General features: G+C 34.4%; 19 protein-coding genes. 14 read left to right on the top strand and 5 right to left on the bottom strand.

Annotated elements, in window-relative coordinates; all coding sequences use genetic code 11:
* Nucleotides 1–61 precede the first annotated feature (61 nt).
* The 9 genes from Q1K34_RS09110 to Q1K34_RS09070 all read left to right on the top strand — a co-directional run bounded on the left by Q1K34_RS09110 (nt 62) and on the right by Q1K34_RS09070 (nt 7,096).
* A complete protein-coding gene (locus Q1K34_RS09110; protein WP_300437528.1) occupies nt 62–1,189 on the top strand; it encodes an NAD(P)/FAD-dependent oxidoreductase in 1,128 nt (375 codons plus the stop codon).
* On the top strand, nt 1,182–1,901 hold the full coding sequence (locus Q1K34_RS09105; RefSeq protein WP_300437525.1) for a methyltransferase domain-containing protein: 720 nt from the start codon (nt 1,182–1,184) through the stop codon (nt 1,899–1,901). Before Q1K34_RS09110 ends, Q1K34_RS09105 begins: the two co-directional genes overlap by 8 nt.
* Nucleotides 1,902–1,904: 3 nt before the next feature.
* Nucleotides 1,905–2,957, top strand: coding sequence for a type III polyketide synthase (locus tag Q1K34_RS09100; protein ID WP_300437522.1), 1,053 nt, complete (start codon nt 1,905–1,907; stop codon nt 2,955–2,957).
* A complete protein-coding gene (locus Q1K34_RS09095; protein WP_300437520.1) occupies nt 2,951–3,745 on the top strand; it encodes an SDR family oxidoreductase in 795 nt (264 codons plus the stop codon). The genes Q1K34_RS09100 and Q1K34_RS09095 overlap by 7 nt, the downstream gene beginning before the upstream one ends.
* Nucleotides 3,746–3,763: 18 nt before the next feature.
* Nucleotides 3,764–4,207, top strand: coding sequence for a 3-hydroxyacyl-ACP dehydratase FabZ family protein (locus tag Q1K34_RS09090; protein WP_300437517.1), 444 nt, complete (start codon nt 3,764–3,766; stop codon nt 4,205–4,207).
* A gap of 4 nt (nt 4,208–4,211) precedes the next feature.
* Nucleotides 4,212–5,486, top strand: a complete 1,275-nt coding sequence (locus Q1K34_RS09085) for a beta-ketoacyl-[acyl-carrier-protein] synthase family protein (RefSeq protein WP_300437515.1) — start codon at nt 4,212–4,214, stop codon at nt 5,484–5,486.
* A 2-nt stretch (nt 5,487–5,488) separates the two neighbouring features.
* Nucleotides 5,489–5,740 carry a phosphopantetheine-binding protein gene (locus Q1K34_RS09080; protein WP_300437512.1) on the top strand — a complete coding sequence of 84 codons (252 nt, stop codon included), beginning with the start codon at nt 5,489–5,491 and terminating at the stop codon, nt 5,738–5,740.
* Entirely contained in the window at nt 5,737–6,297 is a 561-nt protein-coding gene (locus Q1K34_RS09075) for a 4'-phosphopantetheinyl transferase superfamily protein (protein WP_300437509.1), read from the top strand. The genes Q1K34_RS09080 and Q1K34_RS09075 overlap by 4 nt, the downstream gene beginning before the upstream one ends.
* Before the next feature lie 82 nt (nt 6,298–6,379).
* Nucleotides 6,380–7,096, top strand: a complete 717-nt coding sequence (locus tag Q1K34_RS09070; protein WP_300437507.1) for a hypothetical protein — start codon at nt 6,380–6,382, stop codon at nt 7,094–7,096.
* 116 nt (nt 7,097–7,212) lie between these two features.
* Here the strand turns inward: Q1K34_RS09070 and Q1K34_RS09065 are convergent, their stop codons facing one another.
* A complete protein-coding gene (locus Q1K34_RS09065) occupies nt 7,213–7,761 on the bottom strand; it encodes a hypothetical protein (protein WP_300437505.1) in 549 nt (182 codons plus the stop codon).
* A gap of 156 nt (nt 7,762–7,917) precedes the next feature.
* Between Q1K34_RS09065 and Q1K34_RS09060 the strand changes: the two genes are divergently transcribed.
* On the top strand, nt 7,918–9,903 hold the full coding sequence (locus tag Q1K34_RS09060) for an aconitate hydratase (protein ID WP_300437503.1): 1,986 nt from the start codon (nt 7,918–7,920) through the stop codon (nt 9,901–9,903).
* 78 nt (nt 9,904–9,981) lie between these two features.
* Here Q1K34_RS09060 and Q1K34_RS09055 read toward each other — a convergent pair whose 3' ends face one another.
* Together Q1K34_RS09055 and Q1K34_RS09050 are read right to left on the bottom strand one after the other, a co-directional pair.
* Nucleotides 9,982–10,281, bottom strand: a complete 300-nt coding sequence (locus tag Q1K34_RS09055; protein ID WP_300437501.1) for an HPF/RaiA family ribosome-associated protein — start codon at nt 10,279–10,281, stop codon at nt 9,982–9,984.
* Nucleotides 10,282–10,671: 390 nt separating this feature from the next.
* Nucleotides 10,672–11,886 carry a cation:proton antiporter gene (locus Q1K34_RS09050; protein WP_300437499.1) on the bottom strand — a complete coding sequence of 405 codons (1,215 nt, stop codon included), beginning with the start codon at nt 11,884–11,886 and terminating at the stop codon, nt 10,672–10,674.
* Nucleotides 11,887–12,181: 295 nt separating this feature from the next.
* Between Q1K34_RS09050 and Q1K34_RS09045 the strand changes: the two genes are divergently transcribed.
* The gene (locus tag Q1K34_RS09045; protein WP_300437496.1) at nt 12,182–12,391 is read left to right on the top strand and encodes a hypothetical protein; all 210 of its coding nucleotides are present in this window, start codon (nt 12,182–12,184) and stop codon (nt 12,389–12,391) included.
* A 3-nt stretch (nt 12,392–12,394) separates the two neighbouring features.
* Entirely contained in the window at nt 12,395–12,907 is a 513-nt protein-coding gene (locus tag Q1K34_RS09040) for a DUF4251 domain-containing protein (protein ID WP_300437493.1), read from the top strand.
* Nucleotides 12,908–13,717: 810 nt separating this feature from the next.
* Here Q1K34_RS09040 and Q1K34_RS09035 read toward each other — a convergent pair.
* Both Q1K34_RS09035 and Q1K34_RS09030 read right to left on the bottom strand, forming a co-directional pair.
* Nucleotides 13,718–17,008, bottom strand: coding sequence for a M1 family aminopeptidase (locus Q1K34_RS09035; RefSeq protein WP_300437490.1), 3,291 nt, complete (start codon nt 17,006–17,008; stop codon nt 13,718–13,720).
* A 2-nt stretch (nt 17,009–17,010) separates the two neighbouring features.
* Nucleotides 17,011–17,898 (bottom strand): ABC transporter ATP-binding protein, encoded by an 888-nt coding sequence (locus Q1K34_RS09030; protein ID WP_300437488.1) that lies wholly within the window; start codon nt 17,896–17,898, stop codon nt 17,011–17,013.
* Between the two features lie 208 nt (nt 17,899–18,106).
* Here Q1K34_RS09030 and Q1K34_RS09025 point away from each other — a divergent pair, with 208 nt between their 5' ends.
* On the top strand, nt 18,107–18,898 hold the full coding sequence (locus Q1K34_RS09025) for a sensor histidine kinase (RefSeq protein ID WP_300437485.1): 792 nt from the start codon (nt 18,107–18,109) through the stop codon (nt 18,896–18,898).
* Nucleotides 18,895–19,596 (top strand): response regulator, encoded by a 702-nt coding sequence (locus Q1K34_RS09020; RefSeq protein WP_300437483.1) that lies wholly within the window; start codon nt 18,895–18,897, stop codon nt 19,594–19,596. The genes Q1K34_RS09025 and Q1K34_RS09020 overlap by 4 nt, the downstream gene beginning before the upstream one ends.
* Nucleotides 19,597–19,819 lie beyond the last annotated feature (223 nt).

Here is a 19,819-nt window from a genome sequence, read left to right as displayed (position 1 = left end):
AACTTTAAAGAATCCTGGATCTTCATCCGGGATTTTTTTATTATTTAAGTACCTTCAGTGAGTGCAAAATACCCAGATCATAATCATCGGCGGAGGCCTGGCAGGTTTAACAGCAGCAATACATCTGTGTAGAAGTAATCTTCAGGTAGTTCTTTTGGAAAAAGAAAATTATCCCCACCATAAAGTTTGTGGCGAATATCTTTCCCAGGAAATCATTCCGTATTTAGAATATTTGGAGTTAGATCTAAGTAGCCTCAAAGCACCGAAGATTGATAGGTTGCGGTATTCGACAGTTTCAGGAAAATTGATAGAAGCTAATTTGGAGATGGGTGGTATTGGGGTAAGTCGGTACTCCCTTGATCATTTATTATATACTAAAGCAAAAAATGCGGGCTGTGAGCTAATAAATTCTTTAGCTACAGAAATAGAATATAACAACCAGAATTTTAGAGTAACTACTGCTGATGGAAAAATAATACAGTCGCAATTTGTGTTAGGAGCATTTGGAAAACGCTCTAACCTTGATAAGAAATTAAAAAGAAAGTTTATTCAGGATCAGTCGGGATGGCTTGCAGTGAAAGCCCATTATAAGGCTGAAATATATCCTGAGAACCTGGTTTCCCTGCATAATTTTCAAGGAGGCTATTGCGGTCTTTCGAGAACAGATTTGAATACTATAAATGTTTGTTATCTGGCAACCTATGAGAGTTTTAAAAATCAGAAGAATACCGGTGAATACAAAGAACAGGTTCTAATGAAAAACCCTCATTTAAATGAATTTTTCCAACTTGCTGAAATGGATTTTAAAAAAGAACTAAGCATAGCGCAGGTTTGCTTTGATAAAAAATCACTTATCGAAAATCATATTCTCATGATTGGAGATTCAGCAGGGTTAATCCATCCTTTATGTGGGAATGGAATGGCCATGGCAATTCATAGTGCAAAAATTGCAGCAGAAAACCTCCTGAGCTTCTACAACGATAGAAATAAAACTCGTAGAGATATTGAAAATAATTATAGAAAGGAATGGAATCAACATTTTAGATCCAGAATTAGAACTGGCAGAATACTACAAAAAATTTTATTGAATAAATCTTTTGCGAATATTTCCCAGGGTGTTTTAAATAAAATACCAGGTTTGTTACCACAAATTATTAAAAGAACTCACGGAAAGAAAGTTCATGTTTAAAATAGATACTTCATATCGCAGCAAGGAGAGCGAGATTATGGATGATTTCGATCTTATGGGAAATGATTTGCGACGCACATTAAAAGATTTGGAGAATATAAATGCCTGGTTGGGCGGCAATCAAATTACTATTGATGGAATTAAGAAATTAATAAGTGAATGTCCGAAATCAAAAAAAATCAGTATTGCTGATATTGGGTGCGGAAATGGGGCGATGCTTAGAAAAATTGCCAAATGGGCCGAAAGTAAAAATTATAATTTTGAATTGACCGGGATCGATGCGAACGCGCATGCGGTTCAAATCGCCACCGAATTATCAGAAAATCAAACCAATTTAAAATTCCTGGACTATAATATTTTCAGTAAAATTTTTAAAGAAATGGAATTTGATATCATCCTCTGTACCTTAACATTACATCATTTTAAGGATCGGGAGATTATGAGCCTCATAAAGCAATTATCCCAGCAATCCAGATTAGGAGTGGTGGTCAATGATTTACAAAGAAGCAGCTCAGCTTATTTTCTTTTTAAAGCATTTTGTGCGGTTTTCGTTCATAATAAAATTGCTCGTAAAGACGGTTTAATTTCTATTTTACGAGGTTTTAAAAAGGAAGATATTAAGAAGTTTGCTTTAGAGATTCCGGCAGAAAATCATGAAATTTCCTGGAAATGGGCGTTTAGGTACCAGTGGATTATTAAAAAGAATCATTGAATTATGAGTGTAAAAATTGCTAAGGTTGAAAAGGAGCTTCCGGAATATTCACGAGAAACAAGAGACGTGTTACCTCTTGTGGAAGATTGGCTGGCAGATCAGGATGAAAGGTTCAGAAGAAAAATCCTTAAGATTTTTGAGGGCGCCGGAGTAGATAAAAGATATTCTATCATGTCTCCTGAAGATGTTTTTACGGCAACTTCCTTTGAAGACAAGAATAATATTTATGTTCGGGAAGTGAAGAAATTAGGGGGGAATGTTCTGAAGAAAGCCTTAGATAATTCGGGCTGGGAACCAAATTCCCTGGATTATATAATTACGGTTAGTTGTACCGGAATTATGATACCTTCTCTGGATGCCTATTTAATAAATGAGCTTAATTTAAAGCGAGATATCACCCGCCTGCCGGTAACCGAAATGGGTTGTGCAGCGGGAATTTCAGGAATGATATACGCCTACAACTTTTTAAAAGCTAATCCTGGTAAACGAGCAGCAGTGATCGCCGTAGAAAGCCCTACGGCCACTTTTCAGCTTGATGATTTTAGTATGGCAAATATGGTGAGTGCAGCTATTTTTGGGGATGGAGCAGCCTGCGTTTTACTATCTTCTGAAGAGAATGCCGTTGGCCCGGCCATAGTAGGAGAAGAAATGTACCATTTTTTTGACGCCACTCATATGATGGGTTTTGACCTTAAAAATACGGGCTTACAAATGATCCTAGACCCTGCGGTTCCCGAGACTATTTCCAGTCACTTTCCGGAGATAATACATCCGTTTTTGGAGAAATACGGAACTTCAATAGATAAAGTGGATCATTTAATATTTCATCCCGGTGGTAGAAAAATTGTGCAGACAGTTTCTGATCTTTTTGGTAACTTAGGAAAGAATATAGACGATACCCGGGAAACTTTACGCCTTTATGGTAATATGAGTAGTGCAACGGTTCTTTATGTCCTTGAAAGATTTTTGAATAAAAATATCAAAAGAGGGGAAAAAGGAATCATGCTCAGTTTTGGTCCCGGTTTTTCGGCACAAAGAATTTTAATAGAATGGTGATGGACTTTCAAGATCAAAATTATTGGGCACTTATTCTGGGGGGAAGTAGCGGCCTTGGTTATGCCAGTGCTAAAAAACTGGCCAAACATGGGATGAACATTATTATTATTCATCGTGACAGGAGAAGCGAAATACCTGATATTGAAGAAGCTTTTGACGAAATTAGAGCATCGGGCGTTCAATTTGAAAGCTTTAATGCCGATGCTGTAAAAAAAGAAAGCAGGGAAGAGCTGGTTGCCAAAATAAAACAGCTTATAGGTAAAAAAGGCAAAATTAGAACTCTCTTGCACAGTATAGCCAAAGGAAATCTAAAACCTATGATTGGCGAAGAAAATATTTTGGGAAATATTGATTTTCAGCTAACCATAGATGCCATGGCTTTAAGTCTTTACGATTGGACGCAGGCTGTTTTTAGAAATAATCTTTTCGCTAAAGATGCCAGGGTAATTTCTTTTACCAGTGACGGCAATAAAAAAGCATGGAAGAACTATGCGGCAGTTTCAGCAGCAAAGGTTACTCTGGAATCACTTACCAGGAGTATGGCGTTGGAATTTGCCAGGCATGGGATAAGGGCAAACTGTATTCAGGCCGGAATTACCGTAACCCGTTCCTTCCAAATGATTCCTGGAAATGAGACCTTACGCGTGCACGCTTTAAAACATAATCCGTTTAGGAGATTAACCGTTCCAGATGATGTCGCCAACGCAGTGTATCTATTAAGCAAAGATGAAGCCAGCTGGATAACCGGTACCATTATTCCCGTGAACGGGGGCGAACACTTAATGTAATTGTAATCACACAACAAGTTGGACAGTACTTCTATTATTTCACAGTTACCTTATTCTGAACCTTTTTTATTCGTAGATCATATTCTTGAAGTAGATGAAAATTCTATTATCGGTGAATTCACATTTTTACCGGAAATGGAATTTTATAGAGGACATTTTAAAAATAAGTCCGTCACACCAGGTGTCATATTAACAGAGTGTATGGCTCAGATTGGTGTTGTTTGTCTGGGAATTTATTTATTAAATACTGAAAATAAAAAAGAGAATTTATCTCAGGTAGCATTGACATCTTCAGAAATTGAATATTTAAAACCTATTTATCCGGGTGAAACGGTAAGGGTAGTTTCAGAAAAACAATATTTTAGATTTAATAAGCTCAAATGCAAGGTGGTTATGTATAATGCAGAAGGAAGTATGGTTTGTAAAGGAGTTATTGCCGGAATGATGATAAAAACTCAGTAAAAGAATGGAGAAGAGAGTCGTGATTACGGGAATGGGGGTGGCAGCACCTAATGGAGTAGGACTAAATAATTTTGAAAAAGCCTTAAAACAGGGTCAGAGTGGGATTCGTTTTTTTCCTGAATTGGAAAAACTAAATTTTAGTTGCCAGATAGGAGGGAAGCCTGAAATTTCCGAAGATCTTTTAAAAGAGTACTTTACGCCGCTTCAGCTTCGCGGTTTAAATAGCAGCGGGATCGTTTATGGTGTAATCTCTGGTACAGATGCATGGAAAGACGCAGGACTTGAAATTTCTGAGAATGGATCACCAGATTGGGATTCAGGGATTATTTTTGGAACAGGAATTCTGGGCGTTGATAAATTCAGGGAAGCAATTCATTTGATCGATGGAGGTAAAACCAGGAGATTGGGCAGTACGAGTGTGATACAAACTATGGCTAGCGGAATTAGTGCTTATCTTGGCGGAATTCTCGGTTGTGGAAACCAGGTCACTACCAATTCATCAGCCTGTACTACAGGAACTGAAGCTTTACTTATGGGTTTTGACCGGATAAAAGCTGGCAGGGCAAAACGAATGCTTGTAGGAAGTTGTGCAGATCATGGACCTTATGTTTGGGGTGGTTTTGATGCCATGCGTATTTTGCCGAATAGATATAATGATGATCCAGAAAAAGCATCCCGGCCTATGAGCGAAACCGCCAGTGGTTTTGTTCCGGGAAGTGGTGCCGGAGCTTTAGTATTGGAAGATATGGAACTGGCGCAAAAGAGAGGTGCTAAAATATATGCTGAAGTTCTGGGAGGTGAAATCAATAGCGGAGGACAAAGAGGGACAGGAAGTATGACTGCCGCTAATAATGAAGCGGTACAGCGATGTATTGAGAGAGCTTTAATTAATTCGAATATTAAGTCAACTGAAATTGATGTTATAAATGGGCATTTAACAGCTACAAGCAGGGATTCCACAGAAATTAAAAATTGGACAAAGGCGCTGAAGCGGAAAGGCAAAGATTTTCCTTTTATAAATTCCCTTAAGGGGATGACCGGCCACTGCTTAAGTGCTTCCGGGTCTATTGAGTGCGTCGCCTCTGTGCTTCAGGTAGAAAAAGAGTTTATTTTCGGAAATTTAAATTGTGAGGAGGTGCATCCGGAAATTTCAGAATTGATAGATCCAAATAAAATTCCGAAGGAAAAAAAGCAAAAAAAAATTAATATTTTGGCTAAAGCCAGTTTTGGTTTTGGAGATGTAAATGCCGTAGTGTTATTCAAAAAATATATTGTTTAATTATGAATGAAAAAGAGATAATTATCAGGCTAAAGAAGATCGTGGAACCTTATGTGCAACGAATGGAAGGCTTGAAAAATTTTAGGGAAGAGACTGATTTTTTAAACGATCTCCAGATAAACTCTGCCAATCTGGTAGATGTAGTCCTGGATGTGGAAGATGAATTTAATATTGAGATTGATAATGATTCCATGGAAGGGATGCTTACCGTGGGCGATGCAAAAAATATTATTGAGAAAAAACTGGCGAATTGATAGGAAATGATATTATAGATCTTAATATATCCTTAACCACCAGTAAAGCTGGTAATTTCCGATTTCTGAAAAAGGTCTTTTCTCCTAAGGAGATAGAGTGCATTCATGAATCTGAATGTCCCAATATAATGCTTTGGGAATTTTGGTCCATGAAAGAAGCAGTTTATAAAGCACACCAGCGAATAACCGGCACTTTAAGAAAATTGAATCCCTTAGCTTTTGAGTGTTCTTTAAGATCAATGGAAAATGCAGGAACCGTACGGGTAGGCAAGAAATTTTATTATACAAAAACGGAAATTTCTCCCAATTATGTTCATAGCTGGGTTGATTCTGCAGAAATTCTGCGAAAAATCTATTTTAATAAAATTTTCTCACAGGAGGATTTATTGAAACATTTGGCATTAAAGCTATCCTTTGAAGCAGATATGCTTCGTATAACAAAAGATCCAAAGAATATTCCTTCTTTACATATAATGGGAATAGATAAAATTATGCCTTTTTCCTTAAGCCATCATGGCCATTTTACTGCTTTCGTTATTCCGTTAATTAAGTCCTAAAACCAGTTAAACATTTAAAAACAGGGTTGATGCCTTTAGGCTTGTTTTGTATCTTCAAACATCAATTAAAAATCATTTATATATGAAGACAGTAGATAAAATGGAGGTACTTCACAGCCAGTCGGCAGAGTTTATTGAGCAAGGTGAAACAGGGAAATTTTTAAAATTAATTCCCGATACTTTTATTATAAAAGGGGAAAAAGAAAATGGCGTTTTTAACCAGGGTTATGCGATTCGACATTTAAATCGTAGAGATATGATTTTAATAGATGTTGTGGAAAAATCTTCTCAGGCTGCGATTAAAAGGTTAGTAGAAGAAGGCTACAATATTAAAGGTATATTGATAACCTGCGATGCTGTATTAAATTCAGCCTATGCAGATCTTAAATCCATTTCTGAAGATGCAGGTGGTGCTCCAATATATGCGCATCCTAGAAATAATTTTAAAGACGGATTTAAAACGAAAGATATTACCGCAAAGGATAAAGTATTAGATAGTTTTGATATTAATATTTTTGATCTGCCTGGAAATGAAGGTGCCTCAGTGGTTGTATATTCAGAAATTAATGACGGAATGTTGTTTCCCGGCGAGGATGCCGTAGGATCTGATTATGATTCTGAATTAAATACTTTTATTAGACCGGAAAAGAAAAATGAAAATAATGATTATGGGCTGGCTGAAAGTTGGGCTGCCTTTGATACACCTTTTACTTATTTATTTCCGAGAAAAGGTAAACCAGGTTTTAATCTTGAAGAAGGGCATCAAATTGATATCCTTAATAAACTTGGGAAAAGCTAGTTTTAAAAATTAATTTTCAGAAAGGGCATTTAAAAAGATATGTCTGATCACGATTGTCTTGAATTCAGCAAATCCGTCAGCAATTTTTTCTAAGTGTCCTTTTCTCATTTACGTACTTAATTCTCTTTTTCCTTTTGCTCCTGTTCTTCCGCCGCTTCATCTGAAATCAAAGGGTGTTCTTTAATATTGAGACCTACAATTAAAATCACATTGGTTATTGTTCCATAAAGCATCATAACCACCGCGATAAATCCCCCACCTAATAATGCAGCCATTCCCAGGCTCACATAATATATAGTTTGGTACCAGGCACTGCCGACTTCTTCAGATTCACTAATTGGTAAATTGAGCATTAAAAAAGTTATTACGGCAGCAACTATCAAAATGGTATCAGATTTGGCAATAGTGAGTACATCTTTATAATGCCTATCTGTTAAACTTGATTCTGAAGATCTGCTAAGCCCCAATAACGTAAGCATTAGGGCGAGAATGGTTGTGGAACCAAGAATTACTGTATTACAAAGCATATTAATCCCAGACATGGAATTTTTTAGCAGTTCCAGGGCTTTATATCCTGAAATTTGTCCCAGGATAAAAGTACCTGTACCCATTACAATCGTAGAGACCACCCCACCTACAATCGCTCGTTTAACTATTTGATTCATCTATTTTAGTTTTATTACCAGCTAAATCTAAGAATATTTTGAATGAAGGATTTTAGCAAAATAAAGTCAATCATTCTTGTTTTTAATCTAAGGTTCTGTTAAAGGTATCTTTGTTTTCTATGAAAGTTGGTAATTTAAGGATTAAAATTTCCAACTATGTCAAAATTAAATGTCACACAAAAGCTAATCAAAGAACATCTCCTGAAAGGTGAAATGGAACCAGGTAAAGAAATTGGGATCAAGATAGACCAGGCATTACTCCAGGACGCCACAGGAACTTTGGTACAGCTGGAACTGGAAGCAATGGGCTTAAAAAAGGCTCAAACAGAGGTTGCAGTTCAATATGTGGATCATAACCTTTTACAAACTGATTTTAAAAATGCAGATGATCACCTCTTTCTTCTGTCTGCCGCCCAAAGATTTGGCTTATGGTATAGTCGTCCCGGAAATGGTGTAAGCCATCCTGTACATATGCAGCGGTTCGGAAAACCTGGAAAAACCATGGTAGGGTCAGATAGTCACACGCCCGCAGCAGGTTCCCTTGGGATGTTAGCAATAGGAACCGGGGGACTAGATGTTGCAGCAGCCATTGCCGGCCAGCCATATTTCGTCAAAATGCCTAAAGTGATGGGCGTAAAACTAAGTGGTAAATTACCAGATTGGGTGAGTGCCAAGGATGTTATTCTTGAAATGCTCAGACGTTATGATGTAAAAGGAGGAGTAGGGAAGGTAATAGAATATTATGGGGAAGGTCTAAAACATTTGAGCGCGATGGATCGTCATGTAATTGCTAATATGGGTGCTGAATTAGGAGCAACCACCACTGTCTTTCCGAGCGATGAAGAGACCAAAAGATTTTTAAAATCCCAGGACAGGGAAGAAGATTGGGTGGAATTAAAAGCTGATGAAGGTTGTAAATATGATTTTGAAGATGAAATTATTTTAGATGAACTAGTCCCATTAATAGCTCTTCCCACCAGTCCCGGAAATGTAGTTTCGGTGAGAGAGGTCGAAGGAAAAGATATAAGCCAGGTAGTAATTGGTTCTTCTGCCAATCCCGGACTTCGGGATTTTTGGATTGCTGGAGCAATAGTTGAAGGAAAATCGGTGAATAACGATGTTTCTTTTGATATCAACCCCACTTCCAGGCAAATGATTCAGAACATGCTAGAAAACCGGGCATTTGCTAATTTAATCAAAGCAGGAGCAAGATTCCACCAGTCTGGGTGTATGGGATGTATAGGAATGGGGCAGGCACCTGCATCTGGAACCATTAGTTTAAGAACCATGCCGAGAAATTTCCCGGACAGGTCTGGGACTAAAGATGATCAGGTGCATTTATGCAGTCCTGAAACTGCTGCTGCTTCCGCATTAACTGGAAAAATTACAGATCCCCGGGATATGGAAAAGCTTTATGATATGAAGTATCCGAAATTTGAACACCCCGAAATTGAGATCATCAATACAGAAATGCTGGTGGCTCCCCCGGAAGATGGTAGTGGTATAGAACTAAAAAAAGGTCCTAATATTAAGTCACTTCCATACATAGAACCTATGCAGGAAAAGTATAGTGTTCCTGTTTTACTAAAAATGGGAGATAATATTTCAACTGATGAGATTTTAAAAGCAGGGGCAGAGGTACTTCCATTCAGAAGTAATTTACCGGAAATCAGTAAATATTCATATACGGTAATAGACGAAAGTTTTTATGACCGGGCTATGGTTGCCAAACAGGAGCACGGAGGTCATATTGTAGTGGCAAAAGATAATTATGCCCAGGGCTCGAGCCGTGAACACGCAGCGATTGCGCCAAAATATCTTGGGCAGGTCGCAGTAATCGCAAATTCGTATGCTCGTATCGCCTGGCAAAATTTAGTTAATTTCGGAATTTTGCCACTCGAGTTCATTAATATTGATGATTTTGAAAAGATAGAACAGGGGGATCTGGTCTATTTTAGAAATCTTCGGGAAGATGTAAAAAGCAGAAATAACATTAAGGTGATTGTTAAGAATGAGAAAGGTAAAAAAGAAGAATTTGAAACGACACATTCTATGAGCGATCGGCAGATAGATGTGCTACTAAAAGGTGGTATTATTAATGAATTTAAAGAAAAGCTTGAAGAAGAAGATCTTAAAGCTTAAACACTCACCATGATAAATGTAAAAAACCCTTTAATAAAAATGAAAGGGTTTTCAAATATTACTTCTTATTGAAAAATATTAGTGTGTACTCATTTTAGCCTTACGCTTATCACATTGCCTATCCAGATCACTTACCGTATTGGCGATAGATGATTCGAAAGAATTTTCATTGGATTGTGCAAAAATTTCAGGTCCCGGAGCACTGAGCCTAATTTCAGAAATATAGCCATTAGGTTTCTGGTTTTCATCTCTTTTAAAATAGATATTGGCTCTTACGATCCAGTCATATTTATTTTCCAGTTTATTCAATTTCTTCTGGGTGAAGGCTTCCAGATTTTGACTTTTATCAATATTTACAAATTCAAATATAGTTTCCATTTTTTTCAATTTTTGATTACCTAAATAAACTTATTTCTAAAAGGCTTACCAAGTTTCTTAGGTTAGATTTAGCAAAGTTTTAGTACTATTTTTAGACTGGTAAAGTACAAACTTAAAATTACAATAATATCTGTATAGGTATTGTGAAATTAAGTCTAAGATATAAGTGGGTCTGTATTTTTTTAAATAAATGAATGTTAGGGATCTGTAGAAAGTAATAATTGTATAACTATAAATCTATTTAAAAATTCAAAAATTTTATTGAAGTAAGTCTTGGTTTTGAAGACTCCTATATATTGAAAACTTTCATTCAACCATTTTAGATTATCGAAGCAAGCTATTGTTCATCACCAATATCAAATTTGCCATCCTTAGATTATTTAACCAGATTTACAAAATTTTCTTTTTGACATAAAACCCTACAATTCGGTGAACAATGGCAGATATAAGTACTAAAAATGCTACTGTACTCCATAAAAGATCCTTTTGGGGGAAATCCGTTTCATGTAGAGCAAAGGCGAGGTAAAAGAAACTACCAACTCCCTTAATTCCTAAAAACGCAACAGACCAGCGGTGTTTCCAGGGCATAGCCGTTGATAAAGTTGGGAAAATGCCGAAGAATGGCCGGATAACAAAAATAAATATTAAGCATAAGCTAATAACAGGAAATGTTAAAACCTGAAACCAACTATGTACAATATACCCACCTAATAACATCAAAATTATTGTAAGTAAGAATTGCTCAACCTGTTCGACAACATCATGCATTTCTTTATGAAATGTATGTTGTTTTTCATGATGCCGAATAGTAAGGGCTGCTACAAATACTGCAATGAAACCATACACCTGTGCAGCCTCAGAAGTACCATATATAAAAAAGGTGACAGCTACTGCAAGAAACCCTAAGCGCTTCGGTTTGATACTAATTTTAGGTGGTAATGAAAAAAAAAACCAAGCAATTATTCTCCCAAATGCATACCCAAGAATAATTCCCCCAATGATACGATAAAGTAAATCTTTAAATATCCATGTGCTTAACCAATCATTAAAAGTAAAGCCATACATAGCGACCGAAATGGCAAGCCAGGTAAAAGGGAAGGCCATACCATCATTCAGACCTGCTTCACTGGTAAGACTGAATTGCACGGGATGCTCTTTATCGGCGTTTTCTTCTATTTCTACCTGTACATCACTGGCAAGAACAGGATCTGTAGGAGCGAAAACTGCGCCAAGCAAAAGAGCTGTTGCAGGAACCAATCCAAACCACCATCCCAGAATGGCGGTTGCTGCGATACATCCTGTCATAGTAAAAAGAATCAAAAGTAAAGGCACTCGATATGCTCTAAATGAAAAGTCACGATTAATTTTTAAACCGGCACCCATCAAGCTAATTATAACTGCAATTTCAGATAGTTTTAATATCTCTTTTTCATATTTTATTGGATTTGGCTCGGGTAAATTAATGGGAAGAGAGAATAGAAGCATTCCCATAATTATAGCTACTATAGGTACATTGAGGATTTGAATTTTTTCGAAACTTTTAAGCCATGGTAAAAAAAGACCAAATAAACCAATTATGATATAAATCCATAAGTAAGTCTCCATGCAGTTATATAATTGGATGCCAGGGATGACATCGCCAAAAAATATTTTAGACTAATTTACATTAAATTCCTGCAATAGATATAGGTGGCACATCAAAATAAAATATACTATATATCTGACTACTTTGACCACTGCTTTAATAAACAATACCGTCAGGACTACTATTTTTGTTGCTTTGCTCAAGTACAAAGCTTTTTTTTTCAATATAAAAAGTACCATGCTACGCTGTTAAATGAAATTTAAAGGAATAGCTTAAACAATATGAAATGATTATTTTAGGATAAAATCAAATACTATGTCTGAAGAGGATAAAAACAAGAAAGCTGACTGGCAGAAAAATTCCGGAAGACCTTCTAATTTTAATGAAAAAGATGATGGTCTAAGAAAAGATGGTGATGGCAATTTAAAATTGGAAAAGGATAAGAAGAAGGTATCTGAGAAAGAAGATGAGTCTATTAAGGATACACTGGAATCCCTCAGCAAGAAAAATGAAGATAAGAAATAGGCAATGGCAATGATTAGATCTGGTTCTTACTTATTTATAGTTCTTTTGATCCTTATTTTCATCTCCTGTGGCGGTAAAAAAGAATTGTCGCAGTCTGAAGCGAATGAATTTGAAGAACTAAAATCATTGGTAGAACAGAGAAAATTTGAGATTGTGAATGATTTTGCTAATCCGTCTATTGGAAACCGGATTAATTTAATCGGAAATCCTAATTATTTGAGGTTTAACAAGGATAGTGTGGATATTTTTCTACCATTTTTTGGTACCAGAAACTTTGGAGGCTCATATGGAAGAGAAGGAGGTATAAAATTTACAGGAGCTCCTACCAATCTAACTATCACAGAAGAACCTTCAAAATCCAGGATGATCATAGGATTTAAAGGTTCCCAGGATGGCGAAATTTTAGATTTTATCATTACTTTATTTGATAACAATACTTCAAATACTTCGGTGAATTCTTCACAACGTTCTAACATTTCATATCAGGGTGAAGTTTCTGAATTGGACGAAAATTGAAATTTTTCATGAAATTAAATTTTAGGATGTTCCCAGCAGTTTTCCTATCAATGAATTATAAAATCTAATTATTTATTTACTGTAGAGGGAATAGTTTCAAGAGGGAGGTGTAAGCTAAAATAATAAGCATTGTAGATTGTAAAAAAACAAATGTTCAAAATATTCTATTTTACATAATATAAATTATAGTTCAATTGTATATTTGATAACTATAATTAGTCGTTATGTAATAAGCCGCTACTCTCGTAGCTATCGGGACTCGATTGTTTTATAAAATCAAATTGCTTTGGCAATTTATTTTATACACAATTATCCATCGCTTGCTAACCCGCGCGTATTCAAAATCGTGTATTCAATAAAATATATGTAATAAAAAATTTTAGACGATTCTACTAAGCTTACCACAAGAGCATAAATTTTACGTAATCGACTTTTTAAGAGATTCACGAACACATTTGAAGTTTTTGCAAATAATTAAATATGTGAGTAAGAATAAAATTCTATGCACTTGTTATATTCTATTTTTAAATTAGTTTTTATTCATTTCATTATCTTTTGTCTTGAAACAAAAGAAACAAAAATTCAAGGCTGCATGTAATTTTGGAAAAAATTAACGGCTCATTCGCTATTTTTTAGGAAAATATGTAACTATTAATATTGCTTTGAAATCTCTTGTATAATTGAAAAATTTAAGGAAACTATATTACTGAACCCCTAAAATATGCACGCTCATTTCTCCTATTGTTTTAGCTTAAATTTTATGAGGCCAAGTTAAAATCGAGATTCTATTTTACATAATAATGCCAATAATTACAATTTTAATGGCTTAACTTTTTCAAACAAATCAGAAATTAAATACTGAAGCGAATCTGGGGTAACCTCCCTAAAATAACCAAATAAATCCTTTGTTGTTGCATATCTATCTGTTGCTATTTTTAGTTTGCCATTTGTTGTATTCCAGTCTTCGAGAAAACATCGCAACGCTTTATTTACTTGCTCCTCTCCTATTGCTTTTTGAAATTGATACATACTGATGGCTCCTTTTGCATAATACACATAGTCTTGATTTTCAACCAAAGCTAAGGGCGGCTCTCTTACATCTTCTCTATCTTTTCCTTTTTTATAATCCTCTTTTTGCGCTTCTAAAAATTGCAATACTTTTTCTTCGGAATAGTGTTGTTTCAATACCATAATTGCTGCGTATTGCGACAAGGTTTCTAATATGGTTAGTCGTCCTTTAACATTTGCTGCTTCTACTTGCATGCCAAACCATTGGTGCGCAATTTCGTGTGCAGTTACGTAAAATGCCATATCTACATCTTTTTCATCATCGATATCTAAAACAAAACCGATGGCTTCTGAAAATGGAATGGTTCCTGGAAATGATTGCGCAAATTGCGCGTAGCGCGGAAACTCCATAATGCGTAATTGCTCGTATTGATAAGGACTAAAATTATTACTGAAATACGCTAGCGACGCTTTCATTGCCGTCATCATTCTGTCGACATTGTAATCGTGTGCCTTATGATAATAAATTTCAAGATCAACAGGTTTTGCTATAGAATCCTGACTCGTTACCCATTCATCTTTCTTTATTTCATATTCCGCTGAAACTATAGAATAAAAATTGATCATTGGTTTTTTCATTTTATAATGAAAATAGTTACGGTTATTTTCTGTCCAGTTTTTCAATAAATTCCCAGGCACTAGAGCTGTTTGATTTTTTGAAGTCCCAATAATCATTTCAAAATTAATACCATCAGAATCACTTCCATTTCTTGCGTTTTTAAGCTCATTTAGATCCTCTCTATTCGCAGTATGAATTCTTAATGGTAAGCTATATTCTTTACGTTCATCAGCATCATTCAGTTCATATTTTTTATTATAGCCTATGGTTGGTAAATGTGTATTATTGAAAAATGTACCGTTATTATGGATGTTTACATTAGAGTTACCAGATTCAAATCCTCTTGTGATAAAGCTTTGCTTAAAATGCATTTTTATAGCATCTCCTGGTTTTAAAGCGGTATCTAGATTGAAAATAGAATAATCAAACTTTTCATATTTGGTATCGGTTGTAAATCCGCCTTCAAAAGTGATAGTATCTAAGGTAACATTATCTTCGAGTAGCTTTTGAATGTGAATGGATTGAATGTCTTCTTTAGCGGTGTTTTTCAAAATGTAATACCCTTCTACTACATAATCTCTTGTTGTAGGATACAATTCTACTTGTAAGTTGACATCTACTATTTTAGGCTGTGGTATATATTCAAATTGCTTAAGTTCTTTTTCATAAGCTACTCTAAAATCCATGGTTTCCGAATTAGTCCAGTACGTGTTTAAAACATTGGTATTGTAAAAGATAAAACTTCCGATAGTTATAAATAATAAACAGACTATAACTGTTAGTTTAAGAAGTGGCTTGCTTAATCTGTATTTGCTTGCTTTTATTCGCTTCCAAATATTTGTTTCTGTACCTCTTACGTTTATTAAAGAACCAATAATTAGTAATAGCATCCCGAAAAGAAACCAGTACGCTTTAATAATGAGATATGGTTTTAAAAAATGACCGTAACCGTTCATATCTGAATAGTTACCTAAAGCATTTCCTCCAAAGAAATATAAATCATGGTCGAAACCAAATAAACCTAACGCGATATTGGTGATTAAGAAAACAATCACTAACATAATGCCTAAAAATTTATGATTTACAATAGATTGAATAAAAAATGCGATGCATGTGTATAAAGCCAAAAACGGTAAAATCTCTAAAAAGAAACCAAATAAATACACCTGAAATTCATATTTATAATAACCACTTAATGTTTGAAATATGATACCTGAACCAATTAATGCAAGCATTAATATTACATATACTAAATTCAACCCAATATACTTGCCCAATAGTTTTATAAAATTGGACATTGGAGTTGCGTCATAGATGAGATCTAGTTTAACACTTCGTTCTTTCCATACCAATTCACCAGAATAAAACACCAAAAGGATAATAAAGAAATACATAGACGTTTCTTTAAGCTCTTCTACTATAAAATAGGTTGCCGGATAACTATCCACTCCATATACAGTCCCTAGATTAACTGAATTAATAAGGATAATAATCATACCGCAAATAACAATACCCCAAAATGATGCTTGTTTAAAAATACCTGTGAAATAAAACCTCGTAAATTGTATTAATTGATTCCATTTTGAGAGTAAACCATATTGTTTTTTAACATCAGGTATTAGGACATCATTAACTACATTGGTGATTTTATGAGTTACTATTTGCGACTTTATTTTTTTAGATCTTTTAACTTTAACCACATTGAAATTGAACTTTTTATAACCATAAATCATAGCGATTATTCCTAGAGCAACCCAAAACAGTTTGTTATATAGCAATGCTCCAATAAAAGGAATGTCTTGTGTACTCTTAGTTATAGCAGACCAAGATTTAGTAACAAAAGTGGTCGTTGTTAGTGAAAATGGGTCTAGTATGGCTTGCCAAAAATCATTTGTGATGGCTTTGGTTAGCATAAAAATCACAAAGACAATAATACCTTGTGTATAGACAACCACTAGGTTTCTACTTAAAGCACCAGTGACAAAAAACAACGATGCGCCAAAAAATAAAGTGGGTAAGGTTATCATTAGAAAGGTTTTTACATACAGCAAAACATTAAATGCTAGTAAGTCTTCTGGATTGTGCCATGGCATAAATTCGCCCAGCATCATACCAAATAAAATCCCAGTAAACGCAAATAGCAACACTGTAAACGCTCCTAAAAAGCGACCTAATAAATAGTCTTTTTTGTTTATTGGAGTCGTATATATTAACGATTCTATGTTGTATTCAAAATCTCTTAATATGGAAACACCCATAATCATGGATGCCAAAATCATGAATAGTCCTGTAATTGCTCCCATTGTTTTAGCAATCACTAGCGGTGAGTTTTTTTTCATGAGTCCCATATCTGATCCTTGAAAAATAAAGTCTACACCAACAATTGAAAATAGAAATAGGAATAGAAAAAACACATAAGCGTCAGCACGTTTAATACGATACTGTAATTCGAACTTAAAAATATGGTACCACATAATTATATAGATTTAGCGTTCGTATTATTAAATATTTCAGAGAAATACACATCTTCTAATTCGGTATTAATAAGCGAAAAGCCATCACCAGGATATACATCACATAAGATATGAATGGTTGGTTTTCCAAGAAATAACTTTTCACTAATGACTTTATAATTTTGCTTGTATACTTTTAATTCTGACTTTTTGATTGTTTTTTTATAGACTCTACTTTTTAAGTTTTCTAGTATTTGCAATGGATTCCCCCTTAAGCAAACTTGCCCTTGATTGATGATTGCCATATTTGTGCAGAGTTCTTTAACATCGTCAACAATATGTGTAGATAAAATGACAACAGTCTGCTCTCCTAGTTCACTTAACACGTTATAAAACCGATTACGTTCTACAGGATCTAATCCTGCAGTTGGTTCATCTACAATAAGTAGTTTAGGATTATTAAGTAAGGCTTGTGCAATGCCAAATCGTTGCTTCATTCCGCCAGAATAACCTTTAAGATTTTGTTTTTTAAATTCGTATAAATTTGTTTTATGCAATAGGGCATCTATCAAGTCTTTACGCTCACCCTTATGAGTAATTCCTTTGAGAACCCCAAAATGATTGAGTAAAACTTCGGCGGAAATTTTAGGGTATAAACCAAACTGTTGTGGCAAGTATCCTAAAACTTGTCTCAACTCATTTTTTTGTTTTAACACATTGATGTCTCCAAGTGAAATATTTCCAGAGTCTGGTTCTTGTAATGTTGCAATGGTTCGCATTAATGTAGATTTACCAGCACCATTTGGACCTAGTAAGCCAAACATACCGGTTGGGATTTCTAATGAAATGTTCTGCAATGCCTTAACACCATTAGAATAGGTTTTAGATAGATTGTTAATAATGAGTTCCATATTTGCTCGTTTTTTGAGTGATTAACACAAACATATATGTGATTTTAGCCTATATAAAATGTTTGTGACACAAGTATAGGTTTTAGTGACGAACAGATTATTCTATATTATAAGGCTTCTTAAAACACCTTTATGATTGTTTGTCACTGACGAGATACTGTTTGTCAACTAATTTGTTTCAGGTTTTTTATTTAATTAATATTGATTTATGAAGTTGAATATATCAGACAGTAAAAAGAAAAATTTAAAGCGATTTTATAAAATAGCGCTTGTTATTATAGGCTTTTTCATTGTAATTTTTAATGACACTTTTGGAAAATTAGAAGGGTTTGCAGAGTTTCTTGCATTCTATTTTATACTTGTTTTTATCACAATTGCACATTGGATTTTTAAGCAAATCAAGTCCATTATTAAATTAAAGAATGAAAAAGCAAAAACAGAATTGTTGCATTTAAAAAGCCAGGTGAATCCTCATTTCTTTTTTAATATGCTTAATAACCTTTATGGTTTGGTAGATAAAGATTCTAAAAAGGCTCAAGAACTCATCTTAAAACTTTCTGATATGATGCGTTATAGTATCTATGAAGGCGATAAGGACACAGTTTTATTGTCTGAAGAGATTACGTATCTGCAAAATTATATCGAACTCCATAAAATGCGTTATCATAAGGCTATTGATGTGCAATTTTATATTGAAACAAACGATAATGATTATGAAATAATGCCCCTTCTATTTATTATTCTTTTAGAAAATGCCTTTAAACATGGTGTAGAAAATTTAAGAGAAAATGCCTTTGTACATATAAATTTAATAGCTCAAAATAATGAAGTGAAATTCAAAATTGAAAATAATTTTGATGCATCTGAGGATAATTCTGAAACTGGAATAGGCTTAAAGAATTTAAAGCGACGATTAGAACTAGCCTATCCAAAAAAGCATTATTTTGAAGTCTCTAAAATCGATTCTATTTATAAAGCTAAACTGAATATAACTTTATGACTACTTATTTAATAGTAGATGATGAGCATATTGCACACGATATTATAAAAGGCTATTGTGATATGCTGCCAAATTTAGAATTTAAAGCAGATTGTTATGATGCTATAGAAGCCATTGATTATTTGAGCCAACACAAGGTTGATCTTATTTTTTTAGATTTAAATATGCCCAAATTAAAAGGGTTTGAATTTTTAAAAACCTTATCATTTCCTCCAAAAGTTATTGTTACAACAGCATATAGCGAGTTTGCCATTGAAGGCTACGAATTAAATGTTGTCGATTATTTATTAAAACCATTCAGTTTTGAACGCTTTTTGAGTGCTGTGAATAAAGTGACAACTTCTAACACATACACAGGAAAAAAGGAAACTAATACAAACTTAAAACCTGAAGAAAAGCACATTTTTCTAAAGCAAAACAATAGTCATATTCAAGTCGATTTAGATAGTATTCTATTTATTGAAGCTTCTGGAAATTATACCAAAGTCTTTACTACTAAAGCTACCATAACCATCCGTGAAAAAATATCTGATACGATACAATTACTTTCAGATAATGATTTTCTTCAAGTGCATAAATCGTTTGCAGTTGCAAAAAAGCACATCAGTAGCATAGAAGGAAATAGAATTCATATTTCAGATCATATTGTACCAATAGGAAAACTATACAAAGTAAATATCAATCAACTTTTTAAATAAACTTGAATTGATTATACCTATTTCATTTCACACACATTCTACTCCTCTCCTATCCTTCGACAAGCTCAAGACAGTTTCGGAAAAAAGGGTGTTCCATTAACATCGTAAAAGAAACTTTTGAGAACGATTTTTTTGAAGAAACTTTAGTAACAACATTTACTTTTAACCAAGTATGCGTCCGTCTAAGTGCATCTTTTCTGAACCCTTTGTAGATTATAATTTA

Origin of the sequence: Christiangramia sp. (genome assembly GCF_029937855.1) — a bacterium.
Classification (GTDB): Bacteria; Bacteroidota; Bacteroidia; order Flavobacteriales; family Flavobacteriaceae; genus Christiangramia.
The sequence above is the reverse complement of the archived record's forward strand: the minus strand, read 5'-3'. Positions and strand labels throughout refer to the sequence as shown.

Coding starts and splice junctions, on each gene's coding strand:
- Q1K34_RS09105 (WP_300437525.1), top strand. CDS start 1,182: ATGTTTAAAATAGATACTTCATATCGCAGCAAGGAGAGCGAGATTATG.
- Q1K34_RS09100 (WP_300437522.1), top strand. CDS start 1,905: ATGAGTGTAAAAATTGCTAAGGTTGAAAAGGAGCTTCCGGAATATTCA.
- Q1K34_RS09095 (WP_300437520.1), top strand. CDS start 2,951: ATGGTGATGGACTTTCAAGATCAAAATTATTGGGCACTTATTCTGGGG.
- Q1K34_RS09085 (WP_300437515.1), top strand. CDS start 4,212: ATGGAGAAGAGAGTCGTGATTACGGGAATGGGGGTGGCAGCACCTAAT.
- Q1K34_RS09080 (WP_300437512.1), top strand. CDS start 5,489: ATGAATGAAAAAGAGATAATTATCAGGCTAAAGAAGATCGTGGAACCT.
- Q1K34_RS09070 (WP_300437507.1), top strand. CDS start 6,380: ATGAAGACAGTAGATAAAATGGAGGTACTTCACAGCCAGTCGGCAGAG.
- Q1K34_RS09065 (WP_300437505.1), bottom strand. CDS start 7,761: ATGAATCAAATAGTTAAACGAGCGATTGTAGGTGGGGTGGTCTCTACG.
- Q1K34_RS09060 (WP_300437503.1), top strand. CDS start 7,918: ATGTCAAAATTAAATGTCACACAAAAGCTAATCAAAGAACATCTCCTG.
- Q1K34_RS09055 (WP_300437501.1), bottom strand. CDS start 10,281: ATGGAAACTATATTTGAATTTGTAAATATTGATAAAAGTCAAAATCTG.
- Q1K34_RS09050 (WP_300437499.1), bottom strand. CDS start 11,886: ATGGAGACTTACTTATGGATTTATATCATAATTGGTTTATTTGGTCTT.
- Q1K34_RS09045 (WP_300437496.1), top strand. CDS start 12,182: ATGTCTGAAGAGGATAAAAACAAGAAAGCTGACTGGCAGAAAAATTCC.
- Q1K34_RS09040 (WP_300437493.1), top strand. CDS start 12,395: ATGGCAATGATTAGATCTGGTTCTTACTTATTTATAGTTCTTTTGATC.
- Q1K34_RS09035 (WP_300437490.1), bottom strand. CDS start 17,008: ATGTGGTACCATATTTTTAAGTTCGAATTACAGTATCGTATTAAACGT.
- Q1K34_RS09030 (WP_300437488.1), bottom strand. CDS start 17,898: ATGGAACTCATTATTAACAATCTATCTAAAACCTATTCTAATGGTGTT.
- Q1K34_RS09025 (WP_300437485.1), top strand. CDS start 18,107: ATGAAGTTGAATATATCAGACAGTAAAAAGAAAAATTTAAAGCGATTT.
- Q1K34_RS09020 (WP_300437483.1), top strand. CDS start 18,895: ATGACTACTTATTTAATAGTAGATGATGAGCATATTGCACACGATATT.